2 protein-coding genes are annotated in these 8,886 nt (G+C 73.2%); both read left to right on the top strand.

The features are described 5' to 3' along the window. Window positions 1-3,910: SDR family NAD(P)-dependent oxidoreductase (locus tag ACFKCF_RS61270; RefSeq protein WP_394506693.1), on the top strand; the 3,910-nt coding region annotated here is incomplete at its 5' end. A 60-nt stretch (window positions 3,911-3,970) separates the two neighbouring features. Next, a partial coding sequence (locus ACFKCF_RS61275; protein WP_394506694.1) for a beta-ketoacyl synthase N-terminal-like domain-containing protein occupies window positions 3,971-8,886 on the top strand: 4,916 nt, incomplete at its 3' end.

The following is an 8,886-nucleotide window of genomic DNA, read 5'->3' on the forward strand; positions in this document are numbered from 1 at the left end:
CGCCATCGCCACCACCCACACCCACACCACCACCCCCATCAACTGGCACAACCTCTTCACCCACACCCACGCCACCACCACCGACCTGCCCACCTACCCCTTCCAACACCACCACTACTGGCTCGAAGCGCCCGCGACCGCCACGAACGTCGACGGCCTCGGCCAGGCCCCCGCGGATCACCCCCTGCTGGGAGCCGCGGTGGAGTTGCCCGATCAGGGTGGAGTGGTTCTGACGGGGCGGATCTCGGTCGCCGCGCATCCGTGGCTGGCCGACCACGCGGTGGGGGAGAAGGTCGTGTTCCCCGGCACCGGGTTCGTGGAGCTGGTGGTGCGCGGGGCCGACGAGGTCGGCTGCTCGGTGGTGGAAGAGCTGACGATCGAGACGCCGCTGGTGCTCGAAAGGGACGAGCCGGTCCTGATCCAGGTGGCCGTGGCCGCCGCCGACGAGGACGGCCGGCGCGAGGTGACGGTCTACGCCCGCAGCGGTACGCGGCCGTGGACCCGCCATGCCGCCGGGATCGTGGCCGCGGCGGACGGCGGCGACGCGGCGGGCTTCGACTGGAGCCAGTGGCCGCCGGCAGGAGCGCAGGCGGTGGACGTGTCGAGCCACTACGAGACGCTGTCCGCCGCCGGGTACGGATACGGACCGGCGTTCCAGGGGCTCAAGCGAGCCTGGGAGCGTGACGGAGAGGTGTTCGCCGAGGTGGAACTCGGCGAGCGGGAGGCCGCCGAGGCCGGCCGTTACGGCATCCACCCGGCGCTGCTGGACGCGGCACTGCACGCCATCGGCGTGGCCGAACGGCTCTCCGACGACTCGAAGATCACTCTGCCCTTCGCCTGGACCGAGGTGCGACTGCACGCCTCCGCCGCCAGTCACCTGCGCGTACGCCTGCGCCGTGCCGACGACGGCGCGGTGACCCTGGAGACGGGAGACTCCGCGGGACAGGCCGTGGCCTCCATCGGCTCGCTGATCCTGCGGGAGCTCGCGGACCAGAAGCTGACCGCGACCGCGTCCTCGTCGTCGCTGCTGCGAATGGACTGGGTGCCGCCGGCGAGCGACCTCGCGGGCGCGTCGGTGGGCGACGTGGCGGTGGTGGGCGAGCGGTGGCCTGGTCTGGCCGCGGCCGTCGAGTCCGCTGGTGGTGGTGTCGAAGAGTACGTGGACGTGGCGGCGTTGGGTGCTGCGGTCGCGTCCGGGCAGGCTGTTCCCGCCGCCGTGGTGATGCGGGTGCTTCGCCGGGACGGGCGTGGGCCGCTGGAGGGGTTGCGGTCGGAGCTGGACCGGGTCGTGGACGTGGTGAGCGGGTGGCTGGCCGATGAGCGGCTGGCCGAGACCCGGTTGGTGCTGGTCACCAGCAACGCGGTGACGACCGGCTCCGAGACCGGCAGCGCCGGTGGCGGCGCGCTGGTCGAGGCGGCGGTGTCGGGCCTGGTGCGCTCGGCGCAGGCCGAGAGCCCCGGCCGGATCCTTCTGGTGGACGTCGACGACGCGGCCGATTCGCTCACCGCGCTGGCCTCCCTGCTGGGCGTGGAGGAGGAGCCGCAGCTGGTGGTACGGGCCGGTCGGGTGCTGGTGCCCCGCCTGACCCGCGCGGACACCTCCGGCGACCTCCCGATGCCCGAAGGGACCGAGGGCTGGCGCCTGGACAGCACCGCCAAGGGATCCATCGACGGGCTGACCCTGATCCCGGCGCCGGAAGCCGGCCGGGAGCTGGCCGCCGGCGAGGTGCGGGTGGACGTCCGCGCGGCCGGTCTGAACTTCCGCGACGTGCTCAACTCCCTGGGCATGTACCCGGGTGAGGCCGGGGCGATGGGCGTCGAGTTCGCCGGTGTCATCGCCGAGGTCGGGCCCGGGGTGGACGGGCTGCGGGCCGGCGACCGGGTGATGGGCATGGGCGAGGGGACCTTCGGTCCCCGGGTGGTCGCCGATCATCGGATGATGGCGAGGATGCCGCAGGGGTGGAGTTTCGCCCGCGCGGCGTCGGTCCCGGGAGCGTTCGCGACCGCCTGGTACGGGCTGGCCGACCTGGCCGGACTCACCCGCGGCGAGCGGGTGCTGATCCACTCCGGCGCGGGCGGGGTCGGCATGGCCGCGATCCAGATCGCCCGGCATCTGGGGGCGGAGGTGTTCGCCACCGCCTCACCCGGCAAGCAGCACCTGCTGCGCGCCCTGGGCGTGGCCGACGATCACATCGCCTCCTCCCGCGACCTCGACTTCGCCGACGCCTTCGCCACCGTCACCGGGGGCGAAGGGGTGGACGTGGTGCTCAACTCGCTGGCCGGCCCGTTCACCGACGCCTCGCTGGACCTGCTGGCCCCCGGCGGCCGGTTCATCGAGATGGGCAAGACCGACCTGCGTGATCCAGCGGACGTCTCGAACAACGGGATCCGCTACCGCAGCTTCGACCTGATGGACGCCGGGCACGAGCGGATCGGGCAGATGCTGGGCGAGCTGCTGGACCTGTTCGCCGGCCAGAAGCTGGCAGGTCTGCCGGTGCGGTGCTGGCCGGTCCAGCAGGCCCGCCAGGCCTTCCGGCACATGGCCCAGGCCCGCCACACCGGCAAGATCGTCCTGACCATGCCGCGCACCTTGGACCCCGACGGCACCGTCCTGATCACCGGCGGCACCGGCGGACTGGGCGCCATCGTGGCCCGCCACCTGGCCACCCAGCACCAGGCCGGGCATCTGCTGCTGGCCTCCCGCCGGGGCGACCAGGCTCCCGGCGCCGACCGGCTACGGGCCGACCTGGAGGCGGCGGGCGCGACGGTCGAGATCGCCGCGTGCGATCTGTCCGACCCCGGGCAGGTCACCGCACTCCTCGACCGCGTCCACACCCAGCATCCCCTCACGGCGGTCTTCCACGCCGCCGGCGTGGTGGACGACGGCGTGATCGGCTCTCTCACGCCGGACAAGATCGACCGGGTGCTGCGGCCCAAGGCGGACGCCGCCTGGCACCTGCACCAGGCCACCCAGCACCTCGACCTGGCCGCGTTCGTGCTCTACTCCTCCTCCGCAGCCACCCTGGACAGCGCCGGACAGGGCAACTACTCCGCCGCCAACGCCTTCCTGGACGCGCTCGCCATCCACCGCCACACCGCCGGCCTGCCCGCACAGTCCCTCGCCTGGGGCGTCTGGGCGCCGGAGACCGGCGGCATGACGCGCCGGCTGGGCGACATCGACCTGGAGCGGCTGTCCCGTTCGGGGTTCACCGCCATGGGTGCCGCCGAAGGCATGCAACTGCTGGACGCCGCCCTGACCATGCCGGAGCCCTTCCTCGTACCGCTGCCCATGGACGCCCGTGCTCTCGGCGCACGCGAGGACGGCATCCCCGCCGTCCTGCGCGGCCTGGCGCGCACCCCCGCACGCCGTACCGCCCAGAGCGCGGCACCCGCCTCGGACGGCGAGCCGGCGCTGCAGCAGCGCCTGGCCGGCCTGGCCCCGGCCGAGCAGGACCGCATGCTGGTCTCGCTGGTACGTACGGAGGCCGCCGGGGTGCTGGGACACGCCTCCGAGGAGCACGTGGATCCGGACCGGAGCTTCAGCGAACTCGGATTCGACTCCCTGACGTCGGTGGAGCTGCGCAACCGGCTCGGCCGGGCCACCGGGCTCCGGCTGCCGGCGACGCTGATCTTCGACTACCCCAACGCGGTCGCCATCGCCGACTACATGGGCAGCCAGCTCCTGCCGAAGAAGGAACCGGTCGAATCACAGGTACTGCAGAGCCTGGACGACCTGGGCCGGCTGCTCGGCAAGATCGCCATCGATGTCGAGGCGCGGTCCGAGATCACCGTTCGCCTGCAGAAGCTCATGGACGAGTGGCGCGGAGACCGATCCGGAACGGACGAGGAGAGCAAGGTGCGCACGGCGAGCGCCGACGAGCTCTTCTCGCTGATCGACCAGGGCCTGTAGGTCCCCCAACCGGTTGTCTGACAGCAAACGCAAGAAACCCCTTAGGGAAGGCGGGACGGCATGGCTGACGAAGAGAAGCTCCTCGCGTACCTCCGGCGAGTGACCGAGGATCTCCAGCAGGCCAACCGACGTTTGCGTGAGGTCGAGGAGAAGGAGCGCGAGCCGATCGCGATCGTGGCGATGAGCTGCCGCTACCCCGGCGGGGTGAACTCGCCGGAGGACATGTGGAAGCTGCTGCTGGAGCGCGAGCAGGGGATCGTCCCGTTCCCGAAGGACCGTGGCTGGGACCTGGAAGCGCTGTACGACCCCGACCCGGACAGCAGCGGGACGACTTACGCGCGCTCGGGCGGATTCGTCGAAGGGGCGGACGAGTTCGACCCCGCGTTCTTCGGGATCAGCCCGCGTGAGGCCGTCGCCATGGACCCGCAGCAGCGGCTGGTGCTGGAGGTCTCGTGGGAGGCCCTGGAGCGGGCCGGCCTCCATCCGGCTTCGCTGCGCGGCACCTCCGCCGGCGTCTTCATCGGCGCCTTCGCCAACGACTACGAGGTGGGCCGGGGGCCCCTGCCCGAGGGCAGCGAGGGTTACCTGGGAACGGGCAACTCCAGCTCCGTCATCTCCGGCCGGGTGGCGTACACGCTGGGCCTGGAAGGGCCCGCGGTCACGGTGGACACCGCCTGCTCCTCCTCGCTCGTCGCCATCCACATGGCCTGCCAGTCGCTGCGCGCCGGGGAGAGCACGCTCGCGCTCGCGGGCGGCGTGACGATCATGGCCACGCCGGAACTCCTCGTGGACTTCAGCCACCAGCGCGGCCTGGCGCGGGACGACCGGTGCAAGGCGTTCTCCGACGAGGCCGACGGCACCGTCCTGTCCGAGGGTGTCGGTGTGCTGGTGCTGGAGCGGCTGTCGGACGCGGTGGCTGCCGGCCATCGGGTGCTGGGGGTGATCCGCGGGTCGGCGGTCAACCAGGACGGGGCCAGTAATGGTTTGACGGCTCCGAACGGTCCTTCGCAGGAGCGGGTGATCCGCCAGGCGCTGGCGAGCGCGGGGTTGTCCGGCGCTGAGGTGGACGCGGTCGAGGCGCATGGGACGGGGACCGCGCTCGGCGACCCGATCGAGGCGCAGGCGTTGCTGGCCACGTACGGGCGGGATCGTGATTCGGCGGAGCCGCTGTGGCTGGGGTCGGTGAAGTCGAACATCGGTCACACGCAGGCGGCCGCGGGCGTGGCCGGCGTGATCAAGATGGTGCTGGCGATGCGGCACGGTCTGCTGCCGCAGACCCTGCACGTGTCCGCCCCCACGACCCATGTCGACTGGGAGCAGGGCCAGGTACGGCTGCTGGAGCAGGCGCGGGACTGGCCGGAGCCGGCGGGCAGGCCGCGGCGGGCGGGCGTGTCGTCGTTCGGCGTGAGCGGGACGAACTCGCACGTGATCGTGGAGCAGGCTCCCGAGCCGGAGCCGCGGCAGGACGCGCCTGAAAGCGCTCCGGTGGTTTCCGGGGTGGTGCCGTGGGTGGTGTCGGGGCGCGGTGAGGAGGCGTTGCGGGCCCAGGCGTCCCGGCTGGCCGAGCATGTGGTGGCGCGGCCGGAGTTGCCGATCGGGGAGGTCGGGCTGTCGCTGGTACGCACGCGGCCGGTGTTCGAGGACCGTGCCGTCGTCATGGGCGCAGGTCGCGAGGAGTTGCTGAGCGGGCTGCAGTCGCTGGCGGCGGGGGAGCCCGGCGCCGGGGTGGTGACCGGCTCGGTGTCGGGTACGGCGTCGGGCCGGCGGGATGCGGTGCTGGTGTTCCCCGGCCAGGGGGCGCAGTGGGCCGGGATGGGGGTGGAGCTGGCGCAGGCGTCGCCGGTGTTCGCCGCCCGGCTGGAGGAGTGCTTCACCGAGATCCGGCGGTGGGTGGACTGGGACCCGGCCCAGGTGCTCGCCGACGCCGACGGGACCGGGCTGAACGCGATCGAGAGGCTGCAGCCGGTCGCCTTCGCGGTCGGAATCGCGCTGGCCGGACTGTGGGAGTCCATCGGCGTCCGCCCGACCGCCGTCGTGGGCCACTCGCAAGGTGAGGTGGCCGCGGCCTGCGTGGCCGGGGTGTTGTCGCTGGCCGACGCGGTGCGGGTGGTCGTGCTGCGCAGCCGGTTGTTCGCCGCCGAGCTGTGGGGACGGGGCGCGATCGCCGCCGTGGGGCTGCCCGCCGACGTGGTTCGCGAACGTCTCGCCCCACTGGGCGGGGAGCTGGAGGTGAGCGCGGACAACGGGCCGGCTTCGTGCGCGGTGGCCGGGCCGGTCCAGGCGCTGGAGGAGCTGGTCGAGCGCCTGCGTGGTGAGGGGGCGCGGGCGCGGGTGATCGCGACCACGGTGGCCTCGCATTCGGCGATGGTGGAGCCCCTGCGGGAGCAGCTGCTGGACATGCTGGGCCCGATCACGCCCGAGGCGGGCCGGGTGCCGTTCTACTCGACCGTGACCGGTGGGGTGCTGGCAGGCTCGGAGCTGGGCGCGGAGTACTGGTTCTCCAACGCGCGCCGGCCGGTGGACTTCCAGGGCGCGGTGCGGGCGTTGCTGGCCGATGGCCGCTCGGCGTTCGTGGAGGCGAGCCCGCATCCGGTGCTGACGATGGCGGTGCAGGACATCCTGGACGCGACCGCCTCGCCCGGGGTGGCGGTGGGATCGCTGCGCCGCGGCGAGGGCGGCCCCGACCGGTTCGTGCGGTCGGTGGCCGAGGCCTTCACCGCCGGTGTCGGGGTGGACTGGGAACGGCTCCTCACCGCGACCGGGGCGGGCGCTGAGCTGCCCACGTATGCGTTCCAGCACCGGCGTTACTGGCTGGAGCCCGCCACGACCGGCGTGTCGGACGCGGGCGGGCTGGGCCAGGCCCGGGTGGACCACCCGCTGCTCGCCGCGGCGGTGGAACTGCCCGACCAGGGCGGGCTGGTGCTGACCGGCCGGATCTCGACCGCGACGCATCCCTGGCTGGCCGATCATGCGGTGGGGGAGACGGTGCTCTTCCCCGGCACCGGGTTCGTGGAGCTGGCCGTGCGTGCCGGGGACGAGGCCGGCTGCCCGGTGCTGGAGGAGCTGACGCTTGAGGCGCCGCTGGTGATCGAGGCCGACGAGGCGGTCCAGCTCCAGGTGGCGGTGTCCGCCGCCGGCGAGGACGGCCGCCGCGAGGTGACGCTACACGCCCGCACCGGCCGGCGCCCTTGGACGCGTCATGCTGCCGGAACCCTCACCGGGACGACCGGCACCGCAGGCTTCGCCGATGGGCAGTGGCCGCCTGCGGGGGCGCAGCCGGTGGACGTGTCCGGCCACTACGAGACGCTGGCGAGCTCCGGATATGGCTATGGTCCTGCCTTCCAGGGACTCAAGCGGGCCTGGGTCCGCGACGACGAGGTGTTCGCCGAGGTGGAGCTCGACGAGCGAGAGGCCGCCGAGGCCGATGCCTACGGCATCCACCCGGCTCTGCTTGACGCGGCGCTGCATGCCACCGGCCTCATCGAGCAGGGTGAGGGCGTGGTGCTCCCGTTCGCCTGGAACGGGGTGGAGCTCCTGGCCTCCGGCGCTCGGCAGGTGCGCGTTCACGTCCTTCCGGCCGAGGGCGGCGCTTCCAGCATCCGGATCGCCGACGCCGCCGGCGCCCCGGTCGCGGTGGTCACGAGCCTGGTCACGCGCCCGCTGCCGGCCGGTGGACTGTCGTCGCGTACCCAGCCGGGCCACGAGGCACTCCACCACCTGCAGTGGGTGATCCCGCCCGGCTGGAACCCGCCGCGTGCCCGAGGGGCGACAGCCGTCATCGAGACGGACGGCAGAGTGACCGAAGCGCTGCGCGGCAGCGACCTGGAGGTGCGCTCGTACGCCGATCTCCACGCGGCCGCCGGCGACGACGGCATCACGACCCTGGTCATTCCTCTTCCGCAGGCCGATGACCGAGAACCGCCGGCGGGCCTGCGGTCGGAGCTGGACCGGGCCGTGGGCGTGCTGCGCGACTGGCTGGCCGATGAGCGACTGGCCGACACCCGGCTGGTGCTGGTGACCACGGGTGCGGTGACGACGGGTACGGAGGCCGGCAGCGCCACCGGTGGTGCCCTGGTCGAGGCGGCGGTGTCGGGCTTGGTCCGTTCGGCGCAGGCGGAGAACCCGGGCCGGATCGTGCTGGTGGACGTCGATCGCGCGGCAGATTCGCTCACGGCGCTGGCTTCGTTGCTGGGCGTGGAGGACGAGCCGCAGCTGGCGGTGCGGGCCGGTCGGGTGCTGGTGCCCCGTCTGGCTCGGGCGGACACCTCCGGCGACCTGGCGACGCCCGAGGGGCCGGCAGCCTGGCGGCTGGACAGCCCGGTCAAGGGGTCCATCGACGGGCTGAACCTGATTCCCGCCCCGGAGGCTGACCAGGAGTTGGCCGCCGGTGAGGTGCGGGTGGAGGTCCGCGCGGCCGGCCTGAACTTCCGCGATGTGGTCGTGACCCTGGGCATGGTGCCCGAACAGGGCGGGCTCATCGGTGGCGAGTTCGCCGGGATCGTCTCCGAGGTCGGGCCCGGGGTGGACGGGCTGCGGGCCGGCGATCGGGTGATGGGCCTGGGCGAGGGGACCTTCGGCCCGCGGGTGGTGGCCGATCGCCGGATGATGGCGAGGATGCCGCAGGGGTGGAGTTTCGCCCGCGCGGCGTCGGTTCCCGGAGCGTTCGCGACCGCCTGGTACGGGCTGGTCGACCTGGCCGGGCTCACCCGCGGCGAGCGGGTGCTGATCCACTCCGGCGCGGGCGGGGTCGGCATGGCCGCCATCCAGATCGCCCGGCATCTGGGCGCGGAGGTGTTCGCCACCGCCTCACCCGGCAAGCAGCACCTGCTGCGCGCCCTGGGCGTGCCTGAGGGCCACATCGCCTCCTCCCGCGACCTCGACTTCGCCGACGCCTTCGCCTCCATCACGGGTGGCGAAGGGATGGACGTGGTGCTCAACTCGCTGGCCGGCCCGTTCACCGACGCCTCCCTCGACCT

Source organism: Nonomuraea sp. JJY05 (assembly GCF_043496855.1).
Lineage (GTDB): Bacteria > Actinomycetota > Actinomycetes > Streptosporangiales > Streptosporangiaceae > Nonomuraea.